General features: G+C 71.7%; 24 protein-coding genes and 1 tRNA gene. 10 read left to right on the top strand and 15 right to left on the bottom strand.

Going from position 1 to position 25,162, the window contains the following annotated elements; all coding sequences use genetic code 11:
* Positions 1-90: 90 nt before the first annotated feature.
* The 3 genes from A6P39_RS23325 (at position 91) to A6P39_RS23315 (ending at position 3,254) form a co-directional block, all read left to right on the top strand.
* Complete coding sequence (locus tag A6P39_RS23325) at positions 91-1,038, top strand: ROK family protein (protein ID WP_199840978.1); 948 nt, start codon at positions 91-93, stop codon at positions 1,036-1,038.
* Complete coding sequence (gene nagA, locus A6P39_RS23320) at positions 1,038-2,180, top strand: N-acetylglucosamine-6-phosphate deacetylase (RefSeq protein WP_067053602.1); 1,143 nt, start codon at positions 1,038-1,040, stop codon at positions 2,178-2,180. Before A6P39_RS23325 ends, nagA begins: the two co-directional genes overlap by 1 nt.
* 132 nt (positions 2,181-2,312) lie before the next feature.
* A complete protein-coding gene (locus A6P39_RS23315; protein ID WP_067053604.1) occupies positions 2,313-3,254 on the top strand; it encodes a 1-phosphofructokinase family hexose kinase in 942 nt (313 codons plus the stop codon).
* A gap of 25 nt (positions 3,255-3,279) precedes the next feature.
* On the opposite strand, the gene A6P39_RS23310 is transcribed toward A6P39_RS23315, so the two are convergent.
* Positions 3,280-4,242: a CBM35 domain-containing protein gene (locus A6P39_RS23310; protein WP_067053606.1), complete on the bottom strand. Its 963-nt coding sequence runs from the start codon at positions 4,240-4,242 to the stop codon at positions 3,280-3,282.
* A gap of 119 nt (positions 4,243-4,361) precedes the next feature.
* Positions 4,362-6,017 (bottom strand): diguanylate cyclase CdgB, encoded by a 1,656-nt coding sequence (gene cdgB / locus A6P39_RS23305; protein ID WP_067053608.1) that lies wholly within the window; start codon positions 6,015-6,017, stop codon positions 4,362-4,364.
* A 374-nt stretch (positions 6,018-6,391) separates the two neighbouring features.
* Here cdgB and A6P39_RS23300 point away from each other — a divergent pair, with 374 nt between their 5' ends.
* Positions 6,392-6,964, top strand: a complete 573-nt coding sequence (locus tag A6P39_RS23300; protein WP_067053610.1) for a flavin reductase family protein — start codon at positions 6,392-6,394, stop codon at positions 6,962-6,964.
* Positions 6,965-7,051: 87 nt separating this feature from the next.
* Here the strand turns inward: A6P39_RS23300 and arfB are convergent, their stop codons facing one another.
* The gene (gene arfB, locus A6P39_RS23295) at positions 7,052-7,489 is read right to left on the bottom strand and encodes an alternative ribosome rescue aminoacyl-tRNA hydrolase ArfB (RefSeq protein ID WP_067053612.1); all 438 of its coding nucleotides are present in this window, start codon (positions 7,487-7,489) and stop codon (positions 7,052-7,054) included.
* Positions 7,490-7,657: 168 nt separating this feature from the next.
* Between arfB and A6P39_RS23290 the strand changes: the two genes are divergently transcribed.
* On the top strand, positions 7,658-8,233 hold the full coding sequence (locus tag A6P39_RS23290) for a TerD family protein (protein ID WP_067053614.1): 576 nt from the start codon (positions 7,658-7,660) through the stop codon (positions 8,231-8,233).
* Between the two features lie 178 nt (positions 8,234-8,411).
* Here A6P39_RS23290 and A6P39_RS23285 read toward each other — a convergent pair whose 3' ends face one another.
* On the bottom strand, positions 8,412-9,809 hold the full coding sequence (locus tag A6P39_RS23285; RefSeq protein ID WP_443052937.1) for a M1 family metallopeptidase: 1,398 nt from the start codon (positions 9,807-9,809) through the stop codon (positions 8,412-8,414).
* 92 nt (positions 9,810-9,901) lie between these two features.
* Here A6P39_RS23285 and A6P39_RS23280 point away from each other — a divergent pair, with 92 nt between their 5' ends.
* On the top strand, positions 9,902-10,402 hold the full coding sequence (locus tag A6P39_RS23280; RefSeq protein WP_067053616.1) for a hypothetical protein: 501 nt from the start codon (positions 9,902-9,904) through the stop codon (positions 10,400-10,402).
* A 3-nt stretch (positions 10,403-10,405) separates the two neighbouring features.
* Here the strand turns inward: A6P39_RS23280 and A6P39_RS23275 are convergent, their stop codons facing one another.
* From A6P39_RS23275 to A6P39_RS23260, 4 genes are all read right to left on the bottom strand, one after another.
* The gene (locus A6P39_RS23275) at positions 10,406-11,092 is read right to left on the bottom strand and encodes a pentapeptide repeat-containing protein (protein ID WP_107304486.1); all 687 of its coding nucleotides are present in this window, start codon (positions 11,090-11,092) and stop codon (positions 10,406-10,408) included.
* A gap of 76 nt (positions 11,093-11,168) precedes the next feature.
* Entirely contained in the window at positions 11,169-11,651 is a 483-nt protein-coding gene (locus A6P39_RS23270) for a GNAT family N-acetyltransferase (RefSeq protein WP_067053620.1), read from the bottom strand.
* Between the two features lie 47 nt (positions 11,652-11,698).
* Positions 11,699-13,129: an NAD(P)/FAD-dependent oxidoreductase gene (locus tag A6P39_RS23265; RefSeq protein WP_067053622.1), complete on the bottom strand. Its 1,431-nt coding sequence runs from the start codon at positions 13,127-13,129 to the stop codon at positions 11,699-11,701.
* 9 nt (positions 13,130-13,138) lie between these two features.
* A complete protein-coding gene (locus A6P39_RS23260) occupies positions 13,139-13,792 on the bottom strand; it encodes a rhomboid-like protein (RefSeq protein WP_199840976.1) in 654 nt (217 codons plus the stop codon).
* Between the two features lie 246 nt (positions 13,793-14,038).
* On the opposite strand from A6P39_RS23260, the gene A6P39_RS23255 reads away from it, so the two are divergent.
* Complete coding sequence (locus tag A6P39_RS23255) at positions 14,039-16,015, top strand: hypothetical protein (protein WP_067053624.1); 1,977 nt, start codon at positions 14,039-14,041, stop codon at positions 16,013-16,015.
* 63 nt (positions 16,016-16,078) lie between these two features.
* Here A6P39_RS23255 and A6P39_RS23250 read toward each other — a convergent pair.
* Positions 16,079-16,152 (bottom strand) — tRNA-Thr (locus tag A6P39_RS23250).
* A 215-nt stretch (positions 16,153-16,367) separates the two neighbouring features.
* On the opposite strand from A6P39_RS23250, the gene msiK reads away from it, so the two are divergent.
* The 3 genes from msiK to A6P39_RS23235 all read left to right on the top strand — a co-directional run bounded on the left by msiK (position 16,368) and on the right by A6P39_RS23235 (position 19,036).
* Positions 16,368-17,504, top strand: a complete 1,137-nt coding sequence (gene msiK, locus A6P39_RS23245) for a diacetylchitobiose ABC transporter ATP-binding protein MsiK (protein WP_067053626.1) — start codon at positions 16,368-16,370, stop codon at positions 17,502-17,504.
* A 256-nt stretch (positions 17,505-17,760) separates the two neighbouring features.
* The gene (locus A6P39_RS23240; RefSeq protein WP_067053629.1) at positions 17,761-18,222 is read left to right on the top strand and encodes a hypothetical protein; all 462 of its coding nucleotides are present in this window, start codon (positions 17,761-17,763) and stop codon (positions 18,220-18,222) included.
* 82 nt (positions 18,223-18,304) lie between these two features.
* Complete coding sequence (locus A6P39_RS23235; protein ID WP_067053631.1) at positions 18,305-19,036, top strand: nucleotidyltransferase family protein; 732 nt, start codon at positions 18,305-18,307, stop codon at positions 19,034-19,036.
* Between the two features lie 64 nt (positions 19,037-19,100).
* Here the strand turns inward: A6P39_RS23235 and A6P39_RS23230 are convergent, their stop codons facing one another.
* The 6 genes from A6P39_RS23230 to ispD all read right to left on the bottom strand — a co-directional run bounded on the left by A6P39_RS23230 (position 19,101) and on the right by ispD (position 25,160).
* Positions 19,101-20,816, bottom strand: coding sequence for a DoxX family protein (locus tag A6P39_RS23230; protein WP_199840977.1), 1,716 nt, complete (start codon positions 20,814-20,816; stop codon positions 19,101-19,103).
* Positions 20,817-20,944: 128 nt separating this feature from the next.
* Complete coding sequence (gene rlmB, locus A6P39_RS23225) at positions 20,945-21,886, bottom strand: 23S rRNA (guanosine(2251)-2'-O)-methyltransferase RlmB (RefSeq protein WP_067053635.1); 942 nt, start codon at positions 21,884-21,886, stop codon at positions 20,945-20,947.
* An 89-nt stretch (positions 21,887-21,975) separates the two neighbouring features.
* The gene (cysS, locus tag A6P39_RS23220; protein ID WP_067053637.1) at positions 21,976-23,379 is read right to left on the bottom strand and encodes a cysteine--tRNA ligase; all 1,404 of its coding nucleotides are present in this window, start codon (positions 23,377-23,379) and stop codon (positions 21,976-21,978) included.
* A gap of 45 nt (positions 23,380-23,424) precedes the next feature.
* Positions 23,425-23,829 carry a PPOX class F420-dependent oxidoreductase gene (locus tag A6P39_RS23215; RefSeq protein ID WP_067053639.1) on the bottom strand — a complete coding sequence of 135 codons (405 nt, stop codon included), beginning with the start codon at positions 23,827-23,829 and terminating at the stop codon, positions 23,425-23,427.
* Between the two features lie 85 nt (positions 23,830-23,914).
* Positions 23,915-24,418 carry a 2-C-methyl-D-erythritol 2,4-cyclodiphosphate synthase gene (gene ispF / locus A6P39_RS23210; protein WP_067053640.1) on the bottom strand — a complete coding sequence of 168 codons (504 nt, stop codon included), beginning with the start codon at positions 24,416-24,418 and terminating at the stop codon, positions 23,915-23,917.
* The gene (gene ispD / locus A6P39_RS23205; protein WP_067053642.1) at positions 24,408-25,160 is read right to left on the bottom strand and encodes a 2-C-methyl-D-erythritol 4-phosphate cytidylyltransferase; all 753 of its coding nucleotides are present in this window, start codon (positions 25,158-25,160) and stop codon (positions 24,408-24,410) included. Before ispD ends, ispF begins: the two co-directional genes overlap by 11 nt.
* Positions 25,161-25,162 lie beyond the last annotated feature (2 nt).

Here is a 25,162-nt window from a genome sequence, read left to right as displayed (position 1 = left end):
GTCTGACCGTTCAATATATGGACACATAAGGTCTACACCACGTGAGTGGACTAGACCTCTCGCGGGTGCGAGGGCCACACTAGGGCCGTGGTGAGACATGTCATCGCCCTGGACGTGGGCGGTACCGGGATGAAGGCCGCCCTCGTCGGCGGCGACGGCGAACTGCTCCACCGCGCCCGCCGCGCCACCGGCCGCGAGCGCGGTCCGGGCGCGGTGGTCGACACGATCCTCGGCTTCGCGGCCGAGCTGCGCGCGTACGGCGCCGAGCACTACGGCGCCCCCGCACTCGCCGCCGGCATCGCGGTCCCCGGCATCGTCGACGAGGAGCGGGGCATCGCCGCCTACGCGGCCAACCTCGGCTGGCGGGACGTACCGCTGCGCGCGCTGCTCGCCGAACGGCTCGGTATCCCCGTCGCCCTCGGCCACGACGTGCGCACCGGCGGGCTCGCAGAGGGCCGGATCGGCGCGGGCAAGGGCGCCGACCGGTTCCTGTTCGTGCCGCTCGGCACCGGGATCGCGGGCGCCATCGGCATCGACGGCCGGGTGGAGGCGGGCGCGCACGGCTTCGCCGGCGAGATCGGCCACATCGTCGTACGGCCCCGCGGCACCCCCTGCCCGTGCGGCCAGCACGGCTGTCTGGAGCGGTACGCCTCCGCGGCCGCGGTCAGCGAGGCCTGGGCGGCGGCCTGCGGGGACGCGGACGCGGACGCGGCCGACTGCGCCGAGGCCGTGGCCTCGGGCGACCCGAAGGCGGCCCGCGTCTGGCAGGAGGCGGTGGACGCGCTGGCCGACGGCCTGGTCACCGCGCTCACCCTGCTGGACCCGCGCACGCTGATCATCGGTGGCGGTCTCGCCGAGGCCGGGGAAGTCTTGTTCTCACCGCTGCGCGACGCCGTCCGGCGCCGGGTCACCTTCCAGAAACTGCCCGCCATCGTCCCCGCCGCCCTCGGCGACACCGCAGGCTGCCTGGGCGCCGGCCTGCTGGCCCGCGACCTGCTCACCACCACCACTTCTACGACTCCGGAGGTAGGCGCCTGATGGCTCCCAGCTTGGTTCTCACAGGTGCCCGGGTGGTGCTGCCCGGCGCGGTGGTGGACGACGGGCGCGTGTGCGTCGAGGGCACGCGGATCGTGGCCGCGGCCGCCGAGAGCGCCGAGGTCGTCGACCTCACCGGCCACTGGCTGGTGCCCGGCTTCGTCGACATCCACAACCACGGCGGCGGCGGAGCCTCCTTCTCCGGCAGCGCCGAGGAGATCCTCAGGGCCGTCCGTACGCACCGCGCGCACGGCACCACCACCCTCGTGGCCTCCACCGTGACCGACGAGATGGACCTGCTGGTCCGCCAGGCCGGGCTGCTGAGCGAACTGGTCGAACAGGGGGAGATCGCCGGCATCCACTTCGAGGGGCCGTTCATCTCGCCGTGCCGCAAGGGCGCGCACTCCGAGGAACTGCTGCGCGACCCGGACCCGGCCGAGGTCCGCAAGCTGATCGACGCCGCGCGCGGCAAGGCGAAGATGGTCACCCTGGCCACCGAGCTGCCCGGCGGCGTCGACTCCGTACGGCTGCTCGCCGAGCACGGCGTGATCGCGGCGATCGGGCACACCGACGCGACGTACGAGCAGACGGTGGAGGCGATCGACGCGGGCGCCACGGTCGCCACCCACCTCTTCAACGCGATGCCCGCGCTCGGCCACCGCACGCCCGGCCCGATCGCGGCCCTGCTGGAGGACGAGCGGGTCACGGTCGAGCTGATCAACGACGGCACCCATCTGCACCCGGCCGCGCTGGAGCTGGCGTTCCACCACGCGGGCGCGGACCGGGTCGCGTTCATCACGGACGCGATGGACGCGGCCGGCATCGGCGACGGCCGCTACATGCTCGGTCCGCTGGAGGTCGAGGTCAGCGACGGGGTGGCCCGGCTGGTGCACGGCGGTTCGATCGCGGGCTCCACGCTGACCCAGGACCGCGCGTTCAAGCGGGCGGTGAGCGTCGACCGGCTGTCGGTCGAGGACGCGGTGACGGCCCTGTCCGTCAATCCGGCCCGGCTGCTCGGCCTGTCCGACCGCATCGGCTCGCTGGAACCGGGCAAGGACGCCGATCTCGTCGTACTCGACGCGAACTTCGACCTCAAGGGCGTGATGCGGCGCGGCGAGTGGGTGATCACTCCGCAACTGGCCTGATCTGCCCGTCTTTTCCGGTGACGGTGGCCTGCCCGCGACTGGGCCGGCCGCCGTCTCTTTGGCATGATCGAGCCCCTGAAACCGATGACGGGCGCGACGGCAGGCGCGGAACTTCGAGGGAGGTCGTCCCGGGTGATCCTCACGGTCACGCTGAACACCGCTCTCGACCTCACCTACCGGGTCCGGTCGCTGCGGCCGCACACCTCGCACCGGGTCTCGGAGGTCATCGAGCGGCCGGGCGGCAAGGGCGTGAACGTGGCCCGGGTGCTGGCCGCGCTGGGGCACGAGGTGACGGTCACCGGCTTCGTGGGCGGCGGGACCGGGCGCGCGGTCCGCGAGCGTCTCGCCGGCGTCCCCGGGCTGACGGACGCGCTGCTCCCGGTCGCCGGGGCGACCCGGCGCACGGTCGCCGTCGTGGACGAACTGTCCGGTGACACCACCCAGTTGAACGAGCCGGGCCCGCAGGTCGCGCCGGCCGAGTGGGGCACCTTCCTCGACCGGTACGAGGAACTGCTGCCCGGCGTCTCGGCGGTGGCCCTGTGCGGCAGCCTGCCGCCGGGCGTGCCGGTGGGCGCGTACGCGAACCTCGTCCGCGGCGCCCGCGCCCACGGTGTTCCGGTGCTGCTGGACACCAGCGGCGAACCACTGCGCCGCGGGGTGGCGGCCCGCCCCGACATCATCAAGCCGAACGCCGACGAGCTGTCCGAACTGACCGGCTCCCACGAACCGTTGCGCGCCACCCAGGACGCCCGCCGGCGCGGTGCCCACGCGGTGGTCGCCTCCCTCGGCGCCGACGGCCTCCTGGCCGTCACCTCCGAGGGCCGCTGGCGCGCCGCGCCGCCCGCCCCCGTGCACGGCAACCCGACGGGCGCGGGCGACTCGGCGGTGGCCGGCCTGCTGTCGGCCCTGGCGGACCGGCTCCCCTGGCCCGACCGCCTGGCCCGCGCGGTGGCGCTGTCGGCGGCGACCGTACGGGCCGCCACGGCGGGCGAGTTCGACCGGGCGGCCTACGAGGAGCTGCAGGACCGGGTGACGGTGACCGGGGTGGCCGGCGCGGCCCAGGTCCTGTCCTAGGTCCCTGTCCTAGGTCCTGTCGGGCCTAGCCCTTCAGCGTGTGCTCGCCCTTCTGGAGCCACAGCTGGTCGATCAGCGCGTTGCACTGATCGCCGGGCTGGCAGGAGATGGAGATCGTGTTGGCGCCCTGGTTGAGGGTGGGGTACACGAACGTCGTGGTCCAGCCGTTGACGAAGTCGCCGTTCTTGGCGTGCGCGTAGTTCTTCAGCGGCAGTCCGGTGGCGAACGGCTTGCCGTTGATGCTGACCGTCATCTTCTGGTCCTGACCGGGCACGCTGAAATGCGCGAACAGGGTGTATTCGCCGCCCGAGGGAACATTGTTGACGGTCCAGGTGATCGAGGCACCGGCCTGGTTCAGCCCGCCCACGTAGGAGCCGTCCGAGGTCTGGGCGCCCTTGACGTCCGTGGCCTTCGCCGCGCCGCCGGCCAGCTGGAGGGCGCCGGCGTCCGTCTTCAGCTCACCGCTCGACGCCGAGCTGCTGCTCGACGGGCTCGGCCGGCTGCTCTGGGACTGGGTCGGGGTCGTGCCCGCCTGGCTGTTGGTCTTGTTCTCGTCCGAACTGCCGTCCGTCATCGCCACGCTGATGCCGATGACGACCGCCGCGACCACAGCGATCGCGCCGATCAGCAGGCCCTTGGTGTTGGGGCCGCGCCGACCGGGCGCCGGCTGTACCGGCTGACGGCTCGTCGGGGCGCCGCCGGGGAGGGTCTCGGGGGCCTGGTAGTGGGCGTTCGGCTGCCCGTAGGCGCCCTGCTGGGGCACGTTCTGGCCGTAGGCGGGCTGCTGCTGCCCGTAGGCGGTCTGCTGGGCGTACGGTGCCTGCTGGCCGTACTGGCGCTCGCCGACGGCACGCACCCTGCTGACCGAGTTGGGGTAGCCGTAACCGCCGGACGGCGGCTGGGCTCCTCTGGCCTGGCCGTCGGCGTACAGATAGCCGAACGGGTCGTCGTCCTCGGGCGTGCTCGCGCCGTTGTCGCCGGGCGTCATCGCTCGTGTACTCCTCAGCAGGTGCGGGCGGATGCGATAGGGGTATGGAGTAGCGAGCCTACCCGCTCTGGCTGAGCCAAACGGGTGACTCAGACCGCATCAACTCGCTGACCTGCGATTCATCCGGCGCGTCGATGTTGTTTGGGACGAGATCGTTTCTCTACGTACATCCGCTCGTCGGCAGACTTCAACACCTCGTCCGCAGTCATCCCGCAGTGTGCCCACCCGATGCCGAAACTCGCGCCCACCCGGACGGCCCTGCCCTCGGCCCGGATCGGCTGGATGATCTCGTTGCGCAGCCGTACGGCGAGGTCCTGGGCGTCGGCCCGGCCGAGACCGTCGGCGAGGATCACGAACTCGTCGCCGCCGAGCCGGGCGACCGTGTCGCCGTCGCGCACGCCCCGGGTCAGCCTGCGCGCCACCTCGATGAGCACCGCGTCGCCCGCGTTGTGGCCGAAGCGGTCGTTGATCGACTTGAAGCCGTCGAGGTCGCAGAAGAGGACCGCGAGGCCCTTGGTGCCGTCGTCGCGGTCGTCCTCGGGGGCGGCGGTGTGCACATGGTGGTCGAAGGCGTCGTACCCCTCCGTGCCCGGCCGGAAGTCGAAGCCGTGGCCGGCCGGGCCGTCGAAGACGGGGTGGCCGTAGGCCGCGTCCAGGGACTCCAGCGCGCCGGAGTGGGCGGGGCGCTGGCACAGCCGGGCCGACAGGCGCGAGCGCAGCTCGGCGGAGTTCGGCAGGCCGGTCAGGGAGTCGTGGGAGGCGCGGTGGGCGAGCTGCAGCTCGCGCCGCTTGCGCTCCTCTATGTCCTCGACGTGGGTGAGCAGGAAGCGCGGGCCGTCGGCGGCGTCGGCCACGACCGAGTTGCGCAGCGACACCCAGACGTAGGTGCCGTCGCGGCGGCCGAGGCGCAGCTCCGCGCGGCCGCCCTCGGCGGAGGTCCGCAGGAGCGTGCCGATGTCCTCGGGGTGGACGAGGTCGGAGAAGGAGTAGCGGCGCATCGCGGAGGCGGGGCGGCCCAGCAGGCGGCACAGGGCGTCGTTGGTGCGCAGGATCCGGCCGTGCTGGTCACCGCCCATCTCCGCTATGGCCATGCCGGAGGGGGCGTACTCGAAGGCCTGCCGGAAGGATTCCTCGCTCGCGCGCAGGGCCTGCTGCTCGCGCTCGAGGCGGACCAGGGCACGCTGCATGTTGGCGCGCAGCCGGGCGTTGCTGATCGCGATGGCGGCCTGGAAGGCGTACATCTGCAGGGCCTCGCGGCCCCAGGCGCCCGGGCGGCGGCCGTTGCGAGGCCGGTCGACGGATATGACGCCGAGCAGCTCGCCGGAGGAGCCGCCCTGCACGCCCGGGGTGTACATGGGGGCGAAGAGGCGGTCGGAGGGGTGCCACTCGTCCTCGAAGCGGGGCGCGGGGCCGTCCGTGTACCACTGGGGGACGTCGTCGTCGTCGAGGACCCAGCCCTCGGTGTGCGGTATGAAGATCAGGTCGCCCCAGCACTCGCCCATGTGCAGCCGCCGGTCCCAGGACTCGCGGGAGCCGACCCGGCCGGTGATCAGGGCCTCGGCGGCGGAGTTGCCGGAGAACGCGGCGACGACGAGATCTCCGTCAGGGCGGACGAGGTTCACGCACGCCATCTCGTACCCGAGAGCCTGCACGACGCCGTCGGCCACGGTCTGCAGGGTGTCCGCCAGGCTGCGTGCCGTGTTCATGTCGGCCATGACCTGGTGCAGCTGCCGCAGGGACGCAAGACGGACATACGGCTCCGACTCGGTCTCCATGCTCACCCTCCCCCGAGACCTCGCAGTGCATCAAAGGGTCGTCGTCGGCGTTCCCCACTGTGCCGTTTCACGGTGCTCTTCAGCTTCCCTGCCACTGAATCACAGCGCGCTGCTCACTCGGTACACAGGGTCAACAATTCCTATCCCTTGTGACTCAAGTCACAGATTAACGTGAACAATTGAGTGGAGTTTCTGCGTTTTCCACGTGCGAATACTGAACGCAAGCTTTGTGAGCGTGCGCACACGATGCCCGTAGTTGTCGTAACGGCCATCTCCTGGTCCCCTGTCCCCTGTCCCCTGGTCCCTGGTCCTAGGACCCGGCTCGGGCGAAGGCCCGATGCGGACCGCGCAGGGCGGAGACTAGCGTTTCCGGCGTGCTGAAGACCGCCTCCCCCACCGCCCTCGCCGCTTCCGGGCATGCTGAGGGCGTGAGCAACGACGAGTTCCGGGCCGCGATGTCCCGGCTGGCCGCGGGCGTGGTCCTGGTGACCGCGCAGGAACCGCCGCTCGACCCGGACGACCCGCACGCGCCGGGCATGGAGGACGTCGGCATGACCGCCACGGCCTTCATGTCGGTCTCGCTCGACCCGCCGCTGGTCCTCGTCAGCCTGCGCGAGGGCTCCCGGATGGACGACCTGCTGGACGAACAGCCCCTGTGGGCCGTGTCGGTGCTCACCGAGAGCCAGCGGCACATCGCCGGCCGCTTCGCGATGAAGGGCCGCATCAGCGACCGGCTGCTCTTCGAGGGCCTCCCGTGCGACCGCGGCGAGGCCACCGGCGCGCCCCTGGTGGGCGGCGCGCTGGCCACGCTGGAGTGCCGCACCGAGCAGCGGGTCAGCGCCGGGGACCACACGCTGGTCATCGGCCGTGTCCTCACCGCGCGGGTACCGGGCGCCGAGGGCGGGCCACTGCTGTATTTCCAGGGCCGGTACCGGCAGTTGGGCTAGACCCGGTCGTCAGGGCCGTCAGGGCCGTCAGGCCGGCGACGCCGGCGCTGGCCGTGCTCGCTCATGGGTCGTCCCGGCCCCTCCGCCTCACTGCCAGTCGCGGCCCGAGCGGCCCCGCTTCGTGTCCGAGCGCTGCTTCTTCTCACGCAGCCGGCGTTCGTTGATGCCGCGCGGGATGCGGGTCGGCCTGCGGGGCTTGGGCGGCGGCGCGCTGGCCTCCGCGAGGAGCGAGGCGAGGCGTACGGCGGCGGTCTCGCGGTTGCGCCATTGGGAGCGGTGCTCGGAGGCACGGACGGTGACGACTCCGTCGACGAGCCGGCCGGCCAGCCGCTGCAACGCCCGCTCCTTCCACACCGGAGGCAGCGCCTCGGTGCCCGCGAGGTCGAAGCGCAGCTCCACCTGCGAGTCACTGGTGTTGACGTGCTGTCCGCCGGGCCCCGACGACCTGGAGAAACGCCACATCAGCTCGGCCTCGGGCAGCGAGACGGAGCCACGGATGAGGTAGGGACCGGACATGTCCACCATCGTCGCGCGACTGACCGGTCCACGTCACGCGAAATATCCGGGTGGGGGAATCGGCAGCGACGGGTAAAGAAAGTAAAGAGACCTGGAACCTTCCCCGCCCCCCTTGGCGTTCATAGGGGTAGCTGTAGCTTTTCCGCCGTACCGAACCAAAGGAAGGGACTCCCAAGAATGGCTGTAAGCCTGTCCAAGGGTGGCAACGTCTCGCTCACCAAGGAGGCTCCGGGCCTGACCGCCGTCACCGTGGGCCTCGGCTGGGACGTCCGCACCACCACCGGCACGGACTTCGACCTGGATGCCTCCGCCATCGCGGTCAACGCACAGGGCAAGGTCTACTCGGACGCCCACTTCGTCTTCTTCAACAACAAGCAGACCCCGGACAACTCGATCGTCCACACGGGCGACAACACCACCGGCCAGGGCGAGGGCGACGACGAGGCGATCAACGTCAACCTGGCCGCGCTCCCGGCCGACATCGACAAGGTCGTCTTCCCGGTCTCCATCTACGACGCCGAGAACCGCGGCCAGAACTTCGGCCAGGTCCGCAACGCGTACATCCGCATCGTGAACCAGGCCGGCGGCTCCGAAATCGCCCGCTACGACCTGTCGGAGGACGCCGCCACCGAGACGGCCATGGTCTTCGGCGAGCTGTACCGCAACGGCGCGGAGTGGAAGTTCCGCGCGGTGGGCCAGGGCTATGCCTCGGGCCTGGTCGGCATCGCCCAGGACTTCGGCGTGAACGTCTGACACACGTCGCACCGAGCGGCAGCCCCGGGCGGTGGCCGGCCACGGCCCGGGGCTGCCGCCGCACCGGGCACCACGTCACGGGCACGGACGGCGGATTCCCCGGTGTTCCCCGAACCCCCGCCTCCCGAAGGGGACTTGCCGCCCGGCAGCCCGGCGGGCCGGTGTGGTGCTACGGATGCTACGGATGCGCCGGTTTGCCGTCGCCGTACAGCCAGGTCTTCCAGATGTCGGCGAAGTCCTTGCCGGGGCACTGTGCCTGGACCCAGGCGGTGAAGTCGGCCGTGTCCGCGTAGGCGTGGCGACGGGCGGCGGGCCAGGCGCGCAGGAGGGCGAAGAAGGCCTTGTCGCCGATCCTCTGCCGGATCTTGTGCAGGACCATCGCGCCGCGCTGGTAGACGGGGCTGTCGGAGATGTGCGCCGCGCTCGACGGCTTCGCCGGCGGGTAGGCCCAGATGGAGTCGTCGTCGCCGTTGTACGTGTCCATGAAGGTCTGCTGGGCGCTGGAGCCGCCGTGGTCCTCCGTCCACAGCCACTGGGCGTAGGTGGCGAAGCCCTCGTTGAGCCACATGTCCCGCCAGGACTTGGGGGTGACCGAGTCGCCGTACCACTGGTGGGCCAGTTCGTGCACCACGGTCCCGGTGTCCGGGGCGCCGGGGAAGGTGGGCCGGTTCTGGGTCTCCAGGGCGTATCCGGAATCGCCCGGCCCGGCCACGATGACACCGGCGGAGGAGAAGGGGAACGGCCCGAAGATGTCCTCCTCCCACTTGATGATGCCGGGGAACTGCGCCAGCACGTCCGCGCTGTCCTGCGCCTCGCCGGCGTGCACGGCAGTGAGGATCGGCAGCCCGTGCGGGCCGGTGCTGCGCGCGATGTCGAAGTGGCCTATGGCAACCGTGGCCAGATAGCTCGCCATCGGCTCGGCGGTGTGCCAGTGGTACGACGTACGCCCGCCCCGCGTGCTCTGGCCCGTCAGCTCGCCGTTGGAGACGGCCTGGAGGCCCTTGGGGACGGTGACCGTGATGTCGTAGGCCGCCTTGTCGGAGGGGTGGTGGTTGCCGGGGAACCAGGCCATGGAGCCGGCGGGCTCGCCGAGGCCGAGGGCGCCGTCGGCGGTGGGCAGCCAGCCCTCCTTGGAGCCGTCGGGGTCGGTGAGGGTGCCGGGAGTGCCCGAGTAGCGCACGGTCGTGCGGAACGTCTCGTCCTTGCGCAGATCGGCCCGCGGGCGGACGGTGAGTTCCTGCCCGGCCCGGCTGAAGGGGGCGTCCTCGCCCTCGACGGTGACCGAGTCGACGTGCAGCCCGGCGAGGTCGAGGTCGAAGGCGGACAGATCCCTCGTGGCCGTGGCGGTGATGACCGCCGTCCCGGTGAGGTGGCGGGTGGCCGGGGTGTAGTCGAGGGTGAGGCCGTAGTGCCCGACGTCGTAGCCGCCGTTGCCCGCCTTCGGGAAGTACGGGTCGCCGACGCCCGGGCCGCCCGGAGTGCCGTGCACACCACCGTCGCACGCGGTGCCCGTGAGTACGAGGCTGAAGGTGAGCATGACCGCGGCGGCCGGGACGAGGCGTACGGATCGGGACACCCCGTGATCCTAGGACGCACCGGTCTTACTAATGGGGACCCGAAATCAAGAGGCGGTCAGGGACCGCGCCCACCGCGTGACACCATCTCTGCGTGCTCGACATCGGCTATGCCCTCTCCAACAAGTTCCCGGACCCGCCGCAGACCGACTACCGCCGCGCGGACGTCCACACGCTGCGGCACGACCTGTTCTGCGGCGACGTCTACCTCGCGGACACCGAGACGGACCGGGAGCTGTCCACAGCCTGGGGATGGGTGCCCGTGCTGGACTTCGCGTGGGCGCTGTGCGACATCGTGGAGCAGCTGGACCGGGACCCGATGGGCTCCCGCGCCTCCCGGCCGCAGCACGCGGAGCTGGACTTCACCGAGTCCACGGACCGGATGCTGTTCGAGCGCCGCTTCGGCTGGGTGGACATCGAGGCCGACTGGATGCCGGCCGAGGAGGCGCCGCTCACCTTCTCCCACGCCGCGCTGCGCCGCGAGGCCCGCGACTTCCTGCACGACCTGATCGCGGACCTCACCGACCTCCACGAGGACCTGGCGGAGAACCCGGCGATCTGGACCCTCCAGGCCCGCTTTCCCCGCCTGCCGTAGCGCCTACTCCACCCTGATCCCCAGCTCCGCGGCCAGCGCCGGGGCCAGGTCCAGCAGCTGGCCGGTGCTGATCACCGCCCCGGACATCCGGTCCAGCCCCCGGCTGATCCCCAGCGGGGCGGCCCCGCGCAGGTCGACGTCCGTCAGCGTCGCCCCGCCGAAGTCGGCGTCCTTCAGGGAGCAGTTCACGAACTCGACCCGCTCCAGCCGGGCGCCGGCGAAGTCCGGCTCGACGAGCACGCAGGAGTCGAAGACCACGTCTCTGAGACGGGCCATGCGGAGGTTGAGGAAGTCGATCTTGCCGCCGCGGACGACGACCCGCTCCAGGACGGCGCCGTGCAGCTGGGTGCCGCCCAGGCGGGGGTCGGCCAGCTCGACGTCGCGGAAGGTCGCCTCGGCGAGATCCGTGCCGACCCCGCGCAGCCCGTGCAGGACGGTGTCCAGGAAACGGGCGTTGCGCAGCCCGGTCTCGTCCACCGCGCACTGTCTGAGCGCGCAGTCCATGAACCGGGCCCCGGCGCCGTCCTGCCCGGCCAGGTCCGCCTCCCGGAACTCCAGCCCGTCGTAGTCACCGTCGGGCGCCAGCTGCCCGCCCGGCCACGGCTCCAGGGGCGGCAGCCGCACCTGCGGCCGCCGCGCGCCCTTCACCCTGCTCACACCCGCACCCGCACCCGTCGCTCGCCTCGCCATGACCCCATGCTGCACCCCGCCACTGACAATCCGCCCGGCCTGGGAGAACGGGACGGGCGCACCGGTGGCGCAGGAGTCAGTGCGCCGGACCGCCCAGCTTCTCGAGCGCCTCGTCGGTCAGCCGGTACACCGTCCACTCGTCCTGCGGGCGGGCGCCCAGGGACTCGTAGAAGCCGATCGCGGGCCGGTTCCAGTTCAGCACGGCCCACTCCAGCCGCCCGTAACCGCGCTCCACGCAGATCCGCGCCAGCTCGGTCAGCAGCGCCCGGCCGTGGCCGCCGCCGCGCGCGCTCGGGCGCACGTACAGGTCCTCCAGGTAGATGCCGTGCACCCCGCGCCAGGTGGAGAAGTTCAGGAACCACAGCGCGAGGCCGACCGGCTCGCCGCTCGCGTCGTCCACCGCGAGGTGCGCGTACGCGGCCGGCCGCGCCCCGAACAGCGCCTCGCGCAGCTGCTCCTCGGTCGCCCGCGCCTCCTCCACGCACTTCTCGTACTCGGCCAGTTCGCGGATCAGGGCGTGGATGACGGGGACGTCGGCAGAGGTCGCGGCACGAATCATGAGGCGAGGCTAACGGCACCGCGCTCACGGCCCGCCAAGGGACCCGTTCAGTGCCGCCCCGCCACCTTGTCCGCCACCCTCGCCAGGCGGGAGGACTCCGTGCCCGGGCGCAGGCGTTCGCGCTGGTCGGCGGCGCGGTAGGTGGCGTACATGCCGTGGACGCCCAGCCAGCGCAACGGCTCCGGCTCCCACTTGCGGACCTTGTGGTTCACCCAGGGCAGCTCCGTCAGCTCGGTGCGGCCGCTCTGGCCGGAGTCCTGCTGGACCAGGTCGCGCAGGGTTCGGGCGGCCAGATTGGTGGTGGCGACACCGGAACCGACGTAGCCGCCCGCCCAGCCGAGGCCCGTCGAGCGGTCCAGGGTGACGGTCGCGCACCAGTCGCGCGGCACCCCGAGGACGCCCGACCAGGCGTGCTCCACCCGCACCCCGGCGAGCGACGGGAAGAAGCGGGTCAGGATCTCGTGCAGGGCCTCGACGGTCGCCGCCTGCGTCCGGCCGTCGTTGTCCGTCCTCGACCCGAAGCGGTACGGCATCCCGCGCCCGCCCAGCGCGATCCGCCCGTCGGCCGTGGCCTGCGCGTACATGTAGGCGTGCGCCATGTCGCCGAGGGTCTCCCGGCCGTGCCAGCCGATCGAAGCCCACTGCTCCTCGGTCAGCGGCTCGGTCGCGATCATCGAGGAGTTCATCGGCAGCCAGGTGCGCTTCTGCCCCCTCAGGCAGGCCGTGAAGCCCTCCGTGCAGCGCAGCACGTAGGGGGCGCGGACGGTGCCGTAGGGGGTGACCGCGTGCTTGGGGCGGATCTCGGTCACCGGTGTCGACTCGTGGATGGTGACGCCCAGGGCCGCCACGGCCGCCGCGAGCCCCTTCACCAGCTTCACCGGGTGCAGCCGGGCGCCGTGCGGGGTCCAGGTCGAACCGACCGCGTCCGCGACCCGGATCCGCTCGGCCGTCTCCCGGGCGCCGTACAGCTCCCGGTCCTTCTCGCCGTACGACAGCTCGTGCGCGTGGAAGGCCTTCAGGCGTGCCAACTGGGCCGGGGTGGTGGCGACTTCGAGGACGCCGCCGCGGTGGATGTCCGCGTCGATGCCCTCCGCCCCGGCCACCGCGATCACCTCCGCCACGGTGTCGTTCATCGCCTTCTGCAGGCGCACGGCGGCCTCGTGGCCGTGCAGCTTCGCGTACCGGTCGCGGCCGGCGATGCCGTTGTAGAGCCAGCCGCCGTTGCGGCCGGAGGCGCCGTACCCGCAGAACTTCTGTTCCAGGACCGTGATCCGCAGGAAGGGCGCGGCCTTCTTCAGGTAGTACGCCGTCCACAGCCCCGTGTACCCGCCGCCGACGATGACGACGTCCGCCGACGCGTCCCCGGACAGCGGCTCGCGCACCACCGGCAGACCGTCGTCCGCGTACCAGAAGGAGATCCCGCCATTGACGACGCCGCCCGCGCCGCCGCCCACGACTCTGCTCACCGAGCTGCTCATGGCCGGACGTTAGCTCCTCAGAGCGGCCAGTGTCTCCTTCGGATTCCATGCTTTTCCGCAGCCCCTGACCAGCGGATAGCAGGCCAGTCCGATCAGCGCCGAGACGAAGTGGCCGAGATCGGTGAAGCTGCGCCCCTCGATCAGCGGCAGCGCGAAGACGGCCAGCACCGCCGGCAGATACACGTAGCGCCAGGGCGCCGCGATCCGGTAGGTGAGCACCGCGATGACCCCCGCCAGCGCGTAACTCACCCCGATGTCCAGGGTGTTGACCGCCGAGTGCGGGGCGATGCCGTCGCGGACCGCCTTCAGCAGGGCGCCCTCGCTGATCAGGGTCGCCAGGACGTGCGCCAGCGCGCACACCGCGAGCCAGCGGGCCGTGCCCAGCCAGCGCTCGACCGGCGCGTGGAACACCGTGTACAGGAAGGCGTACGGAATCCAGTGGCCGCCGTCGATCCAGAACGCGCTCGCCACCAGCACCCGTACCGGGTTGTGCGACAACTCGTGGATGTTGGTCGAGCGCTGCCGCAGGAAGTGCTGCTCGAACTGAGGCGACATGTGGTGCAGGGCGACGGTCGTGATGAACAGGACCACCAGCCACACGTAGGTGCCGGGGGCACTGCGGATCCACGCCCCCACTCTCCTCAGGCCCCGGTTGATTCGCATGAGCCGATTCACGCACGCCGGCAGCGTCCGGTCCGTGATTGACATCCCCGCCGGACCGGCCGGGGCCCGGGCCCCGGCGGCGGGTTCGAGGCGCCCCGCCCGGACGCGGGCCGGCCGCGGACGCACATCCGAAACCTGATCAAGGATTTACCTGCTTGTCCTTGTCCGGCGTGACGCGCATCGGCAGCATTCCGCTGTCATGGGCAGACCACTCGGTCTTCGCCACCACACCAGAAGGGCCCTTCCTTGCTCTCAGGGAGACATCGGGCGGCATCCACCGCCCTGCTGTCCACCACGGCACTCATATCCACCGCACTGTCGACCGGATGGCTCACGGCGGCGGCGTCCGCCGCGCCGGCCACCGCGCCGGCCAAGGGCGCGGCCCACGTCAAACACCTGTGCGCCCACGCCACCACTCCGGGCCACGTGGCCTGCCTCGCCGAGGCCCGGACCGACATCCTCCAGCGCCTGACCGTCAGCCCCAACACCACCCCGTCCGGCTACGGCCCCGCGGACCTGCAGAGCGCCTACAACCTGCCGTCCGCCACCGCCGGTTCGGGCCGGACCGTGGCCATCGTCGACGCCATGGACGACCCCAGCGCCGAGTCCGACCTCGCCGCCTACCGGTCCCAGTACAACCTTCCGCCCTGCACCACCGCGAACGGCTGCTTCCACAAGGTCGACCAGACCGGCGGCACCGCCTACCCGAGCCCCGACGCGGGCTGGGCCGGCGAGATCTCCCTCGACCTCGACATGGTCAGCGCCGTCTGCCCGCAGTGCCACATCACGCTCGTCGAGGCCTCCTCCACGAGCACCAGCGACATCGGCAAGGCCGAGAACGAGGCCGTCGCCCTCGGCGCCAAGTACGTCTCCAACTCCTTCGGCGGCACCGAGGACCCGAGCGAGACCACCGCCGACGTCCAGTACTTCAACCACCCGGGCGTCGCCATCACGGTCAGCTCGGGCGACGGCGGCTACGGCGTGGAGTACCCGGCGTCCTCCCCCTACGTCACCGCGGTCGGCGGCACCTCGCTCAGCCGGGCGGCGGGCACCCGCGGCTGGAGCGAGTCGGTCTGGTCCACGTCCAGCACCGAGGGCACCGGATCCGGCTGCTCCGCGGACGAGGCCAAGCCCACCTGGCAGACCGACACCGGCTGCTCCCACCGCACGGTCGCGGACGTCTCCGCGGTCGCCGACCCGGCCACCGGCGTCGCCGTCTACGACACCTACGGCGCCTCCGGCTGGGACGTCTACGGCGGCACCAGCGCCTCCGCGCCCATCATCGCCGGCACCTACGCCCTCGCCGGCACCCCGGCCGCGAACAGCTACCCGTCGTCGTACCCCTACGGGCACACCTCGGCGCTGAACGACGTGACGACGGGCAGCGACGGCTCCTGCTCCACGAGCTACTTCTGCACCGCGCGCACCGGCTACGACGGCCCGACCGGCCTCGGCACGCCCAACGGCCCCGCCGCCTTCGCCGGCGGGGCGAGCGGTGTCAACTCGCTCCAGCCGGGCCAGAAGCTCACCTCCGGCCAGAAGCTGAGCAGCGCGGACATCACGCTGACGATGGGCAGCGACGGCAACCTCGTCGCCTCCCTCAAGACGAACGGCACGAGCGGCAGCGGCCCGGCGATCTGGTCCAGCAACACCTCCGGCCACTCCGGCGCGTACGCGTACATGCAGAGCGACGGCAACCTGGTCGTCTACTCGAGCAGCGGCAGCGCGCTGTGGTCCACCCACACCAATGGCCACAGCGGCGCCTACTTCCTGGTCCAGGACGACGGCAACCTGGTGGTCTACGGCTCCGGCGGCGGCCCGAGCACCGGCGGCTCGCTGTGGGCGGACGGCACCAGCGCACGCTCGACGAAGATCGCCTCGGGCCAGAAGCTCCAGGGCGGCTGGTGGGCCCAGACCCAGTACGTCCGCCTGGTGATGCAGCCGGACGGCAACTTCGTCATGTACCGCAAGCGCGACGGCAAGGCGATCTGGTCCGCCGGCACCTACGGCCACACGGGCGCCTACGCGTACATGCAGAGCGACGGCAACCTGGTCGTCTACTCGAGCAGCGGCAGCGCGCTGTGGTCCACCCACACCAACGGCCACAGCGGCGCGTACGCCCTCCTGCAGAGCGACGCCAACTTCGTCGTCTACACCTCCACCGGCGGCCCGGGCAAGGGCGGCGCCCTGTGGGCGAGCAACACCCGCTCGCTGGTGCCCTGACCCGCAAGCTCTCCTGAAAACACCGATGACCTGGGGAAAACCCCAGGTCATCGGTTTTTGCGGAGCCCCCTGTCGGATTCGAACCGACGACCTTCGCTTTACAAGAGCGGCGCTCTGACCAGCTGAGCTAAGGAGGCCTGCGCATGGGCGCCCGTGCAGTGTACCCAGGTCTGAGCCGCCTCCTGTCGAAAATTTCCGCGAAGTTCACAGTCGCCGGGGTACTGACAGACCGCGTGAACGCCAGGTACCGTCCAGAGCCAGTTCGCGCAGTTCACCTGTGTGGACTACACCAACCACCTTCCTACAACGGATCGTCCGGCACGTTCCTGCCGGTAGAAGGGGGCCCTTCACCATGGCCACTGTCACGTTCGACAAGGCGACCCGGATCTACCCGGGTTCCACCAAGCCCGCCGTCGACGGTCTCGACATCGCGATCGAGGACGGCGAGTTCCTCGTCCTGGTCGGCCCGTCCGGTTGCGGAAAGTCCACCTCCCTGCGAATGCTCGCGGGCCTGGAGGACGTCAACGGCGGCGCCATCCGCATCGGTGACCGCGACGTCACCCACCTGCCGCCCAAGGACCGGGACATCGCCATGGTGTTCCAGAACTACGCGCTGTACCCGCACATGACGGTCGCCGACAACATGGGCTTCGCCCTCAAGATCGCCGGCGTCAACAAGGCGGAGATCCGGCAGAAGGTCGAGGAGGCCGCGAAGATCCTCGACCTCACCGAGTACCTCGACCGCAAGCCGAAGGCGCTCTCCGGCGGTCAGCGCCAGCGTGTCGCGATGGGCCGCGCGATCGTCCGTGAGCCGCAGGTCTTCCTCATGGACGAGCCGCTGTCCAACCTGGACGCCAAGCTCCGCGTGTCGACCCGTACGCAGATCGCCTCGCTGCAGCGCCGTCTCGGCATCACCACCGTCTACGTCACCCACGACCAGGTCGAGGCCATGACGATGGGCGACCGCGTGGCGGTCCTCAAGGACGGTCTGCTCCAGCAGGTCGACTCGCCGCGCAACATGTACGACAAGCCCGCGAACCTCTTCGTCGCCGGCTTCATCGGCTCCCCGGCCATGAACCTGGTCGAGGTCCCGATCACCGACGGCGGCGTGAAGTTCGGCAACAGCGTGGTCCCGGTCAACCGCGAGGCCCTGAAGGCCGCCACCGACAAGGGTGACAAGACGGTGACCGTGGGCGTGCGCCCCGAGCACTTCGACGTGGTCGAGCTGGACGGCGGCGCGGCGGCCTCCCTGAGCAAGGACAGCGCCGACGCCCCGGCCGGTCTCGCCGTCTCCGTGAACGTGGTCGAGGAGACCGGCGCCGACGGCTACGTCTACGGCACCGTCGAGGTCGGCGGCGAGCGCAGGGACCTCGTGGTCCGCGTCAGCAGCCGCGCCGTGCCGGAGAAGGGCTCCACGCTGCACGTCGTGCCGCGGCCGGGCGAGATCCACGTCTTCTCCACCTCCACGGGAGAGCGCCTCTCCGACTGATCCGGCTGGTCCCGCTGGGTCCGGCTGGTCCGGCAGAGCGGACTGAGCTGCGCGTTCGCGCCTGAGTTGACGAATGGGGTCCCGCGGAGTGCCGCGGGGCCCCTTTCGTACCTGGATGTCCCTACGGACATACCCCGGCGCAGCGATCATTTCGGGTGGACGGCGTCAACCCCCTACCCCGAAAACGGCACGGTCTCATCCCCCGTACGGGTGACTCAATGTCGCCAAATCATTACCGGGCGCTACCCTCACACGCGTGAAGCACTCCACCACCCCTCAGACGCGACGCGGCCACCGGGGCGGCCCTGCCCGCCGGATCGGCCGCACTCTCGCCCTCGTCCTGCCCGTCGTCCTGGTGCTCTCCGGGACCCTCGCCGTCACCCGGGTCAACTGGACCCGGAGCCCCTCCGGCTCCGCGCTGACCGCCTCGGACGTCACCTCGGCGGAGATCCCCTCCAAGGCGGTCCCCGAAGCCCCGCAGGACGTGCTCCGTGACCGGCTGATCGGCGAGCTGCAGAACGAGAACCCGGGGGTGGTCCTCACCCACCTCCAGCAGGCCGTCAACGGACACCCGTCCCTGGCCCGGCACTGCTCCTCCATCGCCCACGCCCTGGGCCAGGCCGCGGAGCGCATCTACGGCGCCACGCGCGCCCAGTCCTACGCCCGCCCGGTGTGCGACACGGCCTTCGCCTCGGGCGTGCTCGCCGCACGCAGCTGAGGACTGAGGACACCGGGACACCGCCCGCGGCAGGCGCGGCGTTGCCGGCCGGCCCGGGCGGGGCGCCACGTACAGTGCGGGCATGACCCATCCCAACGCCGCGTCGCGCCCCACCCAAGCCGTGGTCCTGGCCGGTGGCCAGGGCTCCCGGCTGCGTCCGTACACCGACGACCGGCCCAAACCGATGGTCGAGATCCCCGGCACGGGCACCCCGATCATCGGCCACCAGCTGACCTGGCTCGCCGAGGAAGGCGTGACGGACGTGGTGGTCTCCTGCGGCCACCTCGCCGAGGTCCTGCAGAAGTGGCTGGACTCGACCGACCTGCCGGTCTCCGTCACCACCGTCGTGGAGACCGAGCCCCTCGGCCGCGGCGGCGGCCTCAAGTACGCCGCCGCGCGCCTGCCCCGCCCCGACCGGCCGTGGTACGCCACCAACGGCGACATCTGGACCCGCTTCTCCCTGCGGGACATGGCCGACTTCCACACCGAGCGGGACGCCGTCGCGACCCTGGCCCTGGCCCGGCCACGCATCCCCTGGGGCGCGGTGGAGACCGACGGGTTCGGGCACATCACCGACTTCATCGAGGCCCCGCCGTCGACGTTCGAGATCAACGCCGGTGTCTACGTCTTCTCGCCCGAGTTCGCCGAGATGCTTCCCGAGCGAGGGGATCACGAGCGGACCACGTTTCCCCGGCTGGCCCGGGAGAGGCAGCTGTTCGGGTTCCCCATTCCGCAGGGGGCGTACTGGCGGGCCATCGACACCGCGAAGGATCTGACGGAAGCGGCCAAGGAACTGGCGGCACTGGGCCGTTAGCAGTCTGCGGGTCGCGAAGGGCCCCGTACCTTCCCGGTACGGGGCCCTTCGTGCGGCGGATGCGCTAACCCAACAGGCCGCCCACCAGCCCCGGCTCGCCGGAGGACGAAGAGCCGCCCGCACTGCCGGTGCCGCCCGAGGACGAGCCACCCCCGGTCGACGCGCCACCCGTGCTCGTCGGGCCCGCCGAGGTGCTCGGGGCGCCGCCGGTCGGGGCGGACTGGCGGGGCGGGAGCTGGCCCGTGGTGCCCTGGGTCTGGCTCGGGGCCGCGGTCGTGCCGCCGGCGCTCCTCGTGGCACCCGGTGTCGCCGCGCCGGACGGGCTCGCGCCGGCCGTGGCACCGCCCGTGGGCGCCGTGGAGGCCGACGGGGTGCTGCGGTGCCGCTTGCCCGGTTCCTGCGCGAGCGGGGAGCCCGGGAGGTTGTTGCGGGGGGCCTCGCCGGGTCCGGGGACGACCACGCGGCTGGAGTCGCGTACGGCGCCGCCCAGCAGGGAGCCGGCGAGCAGGGTGACGCCGACCGTGACCGTCGTGATCAGCGCGCCACGGCGCAGGACGTACCGACGCAGCTCCCAGATGTCGGAGCGGGGGCCGAGCCGGCGCCAGGCGCCGGCGGCGAGTCGGCCGTCCACCGAGTAGACCGGGGCCCCGGCGATGATCAGCGGGGACCAGGCGGCCATGTAGATGATGTCGGGGGCGTCGTAGGCCGGGACCGTCTTCCAGCTGACCGTGACGATCAGGGCGGCGGAGAGCAGGGCGCCGACGACCGCGGCCACGCGCTGCCAGCAGCCGAGGATCGTCAGGACGCCGACGACCACCTGGAGGAAGGCGATGACCAGGCCCGAGCCGACCGGGTGGTGCAGGGCGAACTGGCGCAGCGGCTCGGCCACGTCCCACGGGTGCAGGGTGTTGAGCCACTTGACCATCGAGCCGCGCTTGCCGCCGTCGAAGTAGACGGGGTCGCACAGCTTGCCCATGCCGGCGTAGATGGAGATGAAGCCGAGGAAGATGCGCAGGGGGAGCAGGACCACGCCGAGGTTCATCCGGCGGCCCGGGTAGTAGGCGTGCCGGGCCGGGTCGTCGCCCTGGCGCCGGGTGGCGCGCGGGGTGACGTCGGGGGCGGCGGAGTCCTCGTCGTCCGGATAGTCCGGGTAGTCCCCGTATTCGTCGTACCCGTCGTATCCGTCGTATCCGTCGGGGCGGGCGAAGTCGGCTTGCGGGTGCGGGGGTTCGTCGTAGGCGCCGCCGACCGTGCGCATGTGCGGCAGGAGGCGGGTGCCGTCGGCGGCGTCGGGGGCGGTGCGCTGGTGGCCCACGACCGGGGTCTCGACCGTCTGGTCCAGGTCGGCGTAGGCGTCGGCGTAGCCGGTCCCGACGCGTGGGATGACCTGGGTGGCGCCGGCCTCGGGCTCGTCGGCCCGGCGGACGCTGCCCCGCACGGCCTGGAGGAGCCGGTGGGCGCCGGTGTCGTCGGGGGCGGACCTGCCGCTCCACACGACGGGGCGGCGGCGGCCTGCGGCTCCGGCCCGGCCCGCGGTGCCCATCGCGGGCATCCCGGCGGTGTCCTGGGCGGCACTCAGATGCCGGGCGATCCGCGGGGATCGGGTGCGCTTCGCCGACGCTCCCAGCTGCACGCGGAAGCTGGCGTGATTGACGATGACCTGCGCCGGATCGCTCGGCACCTTCACCATGCTCAGCGCGGGAGCGTCGTCGGGTCCGGACTGGAATCCCGACGAGCGGTCCCCCGTGGGTGTGCGGGGTGTTCTGGTGTCCACACTCATCTAACCGAGTGACCCGGAGTTAGGACACTGCTTTGACCGGGCGGATGTGTCCGGACCCCGTCAAAGGGGCCCGGAACACCTCACGGACGCCGGTATTAACCCGAACAGGTGAGAATCCGGACGGGTGTTCAGTCCCGCCTGCGTGCCGCCTCGTAGAGGACGATCCCCGCCGCCACACCGGCGTTCAGCGACTCCGCCCCACCGGGCATCGGGATGCGCACGCGGAAGTCGCACGTCTCCCCGACCAGGCGGGACAGGCCCTTGCCCTCGCTGCCGACCACGATGACGACAGGACCCTCGAGGGCTTCCAGGTCGCCGAGTTCGACATCGCCGTCCGCCGCCAGGCCCACGACCGTGACACCGGCCTTCTTGTAGGCCTCCAGGGCGCGGGTCAGGTTGGCGGCGCGGGCGACCGGAGTGCGGGCGGCCGTACCGGCGGAGGTCTTCCAGGCGCCGGCGGTCATGCCGGCCGAGCGGCGCTCGGGCACGACGACGCCGTGGCCGCCGAAGGCGGAGACCGAGCGGACGACCGCACCGAGGTTGCGCGGGTCGGTGACCCCGTCGAGCGCGACGATCAGCGGGTCCTCGCCCTCCTCGTGGGCCGCGTCGGTGAGGTCCTCGGGGTGCGCGTACTCGTACGGCGGGACCTGCAGGACGAGGCCCTGGTGGTTGAGGCCGTTCGTCATGCGGTCCAGCTCGGGGCGCGGGGCCTCCATCAGGTTGATGCCGCCGCGCTCGGCGGCGAGCTGGAGGGCCTCGCGGACGCGCTCGTCGTTGTCGATGAACTGCTGGACGTAGAGCGTCGAGGCGGGGACGCCTTCGCGCAGCGCCTCGACGACCGGGTTACGGCCGACGACCATCTCGGACGCCGACTTGCCGCTGCCCCGGCGCTGCTGCGGACGGCCCTGTGTGCGGCGGGTCTTCGCGGCGGCGGCACGCTGCTTGGCGTGGCCCTTGCGCATCTCGGCGGGCGGGGTCGGGCCCTTGCCCTCCAGGCCCCGGCGCCGCTTGCCGCCGCTGCCGACCTGCGCGCCCTTCTTGCCGGACATGCGGCGGTTGTTCGCGGCCATGAGTCACTCGTCTCCGTGAGCTTCGTACGTACGTCTTATGCAGTGTGCCGCCCGGAGGACCGGGCGGCACAATCGATCAAGCAGGACGGTCAGCGCTGGCCGAGGGTCCAGCGCGGGCCCTGCGGGCTGTCCTCGATGACCAGGCCCGACTGGCCCAGCTGGTCGCGGATGGCGTCGGCGGTGGCCCAGTCCTTGCGGGCGCGGGCCGACTCGCGCTGGTCCAGCACCAGGCGGACGAGGCTGTCGACCACGCCGTGCAGGTCCTCGCCGCGGCCCGCGTCGTCGCCGGACCAGAACGCGTCCAGCGGGTCGAGGCCGAGGACGCCGAGCATGGCCCGCACTTCGGCGAGCCGGGCGACGGCGGCCTCCTTGTCATCGGCGGCCAGTGCGCTGTTGCCCTGCCGGACGGTGGTGTGCACGATCGCGAGGGCCTGCGGGACGCCCAGGTCGTCGTCCATCGCCTCGGCGAAGGCGGGCGGGACCTCGGCGGCCGGCTCGACCACTCCCCCGGCCTTCTCCACCACGCGTTGCACGAAGCCCTCGATCCGCGCGAACGCCGACTCGGCCTCACGCAGGGACTCCTCGCTGTACTCGATCATCGAGCGGTAGTGCGGGGTGCCCAGGTAGTAGCGGAGCACGATCGGCCGCCACTGCTTGACCATCTCGCTGACCAGGACGGAATTGCCGAGCGACTTGGACATCTTGTCGCCCGCCATGGTGACCCAGGCGTTGTGCACCCAGTACCGGGCGAAGTCGTCGCCGTAGGCCTTGGCCTGGGCGATCTCGTTCTCGTGGTGCGGGAAGATCAGGTCCAGGCCGCCGCCGTGGATGTCGAAGGCGGTGCCCAGGTACTTGTGCGCCATCGCCGAGCACTCCAGGTGCCAGCCCGGGCGGCCCGGACCCCACGGGGTCGGCCAGGTCGGCTCGCCCGGCTTGGCGGACTTCCACATCGCGAAGTCACGCGGGTCCCGCTTGCCGGTCTCGCCCTCGCCGGACGGCTGGAGGAGGTTGTCCAGCTCCTGCCGGGACAGCTCCAGGTACTGCGGGAAGGACCGTACGTCGAAGTAGACGTTGCCGTCGGCCGCGTAGGCGTGCCCGCGCTCGATGAGGCGCTGCATCATCTCGACCATCTCGGTGATGTGGCCGGTGGCGCGCGGCTCGTACGTCGGCGGCAGGCAGCCGAGCGCGGTGTAGCCGTCGTTGAAGGCGCGCTCGTTGTCGTACCCGATCGACCACCACGGGCGGCCCTGTTCGTGGGCCTTGGTGATGATCTTGTCGTCGATGTCCGTGACGTTCCGGATGAACGTCACGTCATAGCCGCGGTACGCGAACCAGCGGCGCATGATGTCGAAGTTGAGGCCCGAGCGGATGTGCCCGATGTGCGGTGCCGCCTGCACGGTGGCGCCACACAGGTAGATCGAGACACAACCCGGCTTGAGCGGGGTGAAGTCACGGATCTGCCGGGCGCTGGTGTCGTACAGGCGAATGGTCACCACTCCAGGGTAGTGGGCGCGGGGTGGTGCCCAGTGCCGCATGGCTCAGAACATGCCCACCACCTTCTCCGGCGTGATCCTCACGATCACCCGGTCGGCATCGTCGACGGACGCCGGGTTGAACTCCGCGTACTTCTTGCCGGTGTACTTCAGGGACAGTTCGTCGATCAGGTCCTCGGCGCCCTGGGTGGCGACGTCCGCGGTGCCGCGGATCTCGGCGTAGACGTACGGCATTTCGGGGTCCTGGACGACGACGCTCACCCGGGGGTCGCGGTCGAGGTTCTTCTTCTTGCGGCGGTCGACGGTCGTGGAGAACAGGATCTGGTCGCCGTCCCGCTTCACCCACACCGGGGACAGCTGCGGGCGGCCGTCGGGCTGGACGGTGCCGACCACGATGAAGACCGGACCGTCGAGCAGGGACTTGAGCCGGTCGGGCAGGGTGGCGGGCATGGGTACCTCCTCGGTCGGCAGTGACTCTCCGGGTACCCTCGCACGCTCTCCGCTCACCCGCACCACGGAAATCCCGGCGGCGGGCTCAGCCCGTGCGGACCACCAGGGCCGTCGCGATCGCCATCAGTCCCTCCTCGCGCCCCGGGAAGCCGAGGCCGTCCGTCGTGGCACCGGAGACGGAGACGGGGGCGCCGGCCGCCGCGGAGAGGACCTTCTGGGCCTCGTCGCGGCGCTTGCCGATCTTCGGGCGGGGGCCGACGACCTGGACGGCGATGTTGCCGACCGTGAAGCCGGCCGCGCGGACGATCCGGGCGGCCTCCGTGAGGAGGGTCACGCCGGGCGCGCCGGACCACTCGGGGCGGCCGGTGCCGAAGTGCTGTCCCAGGTCACCGAGCCCGGCGGCGGAGAAGAGGGCGTTGCAGGCCGCGTGGGCGACGACGTCCGCGTCGGAGTGCCCGGCCAGGCCCGGCCCCTGGCCCTCCCACTTCAGGCCCGCGCACCACAGCTCGCGGCCCTCCTCGAAGGCGTGGATGTCGGTTCCGATGCCGACCTGCGGCAGCGGCAGCATGAAACCGGCCTCAGAAGCCATCGTTCAGCCTCCTGCGGGCCAGGACCGCCTCGGCGAGGACCAGGTCGAGGGGGCGGGTGACCTTGAAGGCCTCCTCGTGGCCGGGGACGGTCACGACGGGCAGGCCGAGCTGCTCGGCCATGCTCGCGTCGTCCGTGACGTCGCCGGTGACCGTCTCGTGGGCCCGGATCAGGGTCGCCCGGTCGAAGCCCTGGGGTGTCTGGACGGCACGGAGGCGGGCGCGCTGCGGCGTCGCGACGACCGGCTCGGGGTCGCCGGCGACGGCCGCGGGCTCGACCTCCTTGACGGTGTCGGCCAGCGGCAGTGCGGGGACGACGGCGGGGGCGCCCGCGCGTACGGCCTCGATGACGGCGTCGACCGTGTCGACCGGGACGAGCGGGCGGGCCGCGTCGTGGACGAGGACGACGCCGTACTCGGGGGGAAGCGCGTCGAGGCCGAGCCTGACCGATTCCTGGCGGGACTCCCCGCCGGGGACGACCAGGAAGTCGGTGCGGTCGGGCAGGGCGTGCGCGTCGAGCAGGGACTTGACCTCCGCGGCGCCGTCGGACGGCGCGACGACGATCACCAGGGAGACATGGCGGGACGCGGCGAGCGCCCGGACCGCGTGGATGAGCATGGGCGTGCCGTTCAGCGCGCGCAGTGCCTTGGGGGCGCCCGGACCGAGGCGTACGCCCCGGCCGGCGGCGGGAATCACGGCGGCGACGGGGGTCTGCGCAGGTGCGGGGCGCGATTCGTCAGACATCG

Source organism: Streptomyces sp. FXJ1.172 (assembly GCF_001636945.3).
Taxonomy (GTDB): domain Bacteria; phylum Actinomycetota; class Actinomycetes; order Streptomycetales; family Streptomycetaceae; genus Streptomyces.
The sequence above is the reverse complement of the archived record's forward strand: the minus strand, read 5'-3'. Positions and strand labels throughout refer to the sequence as shown.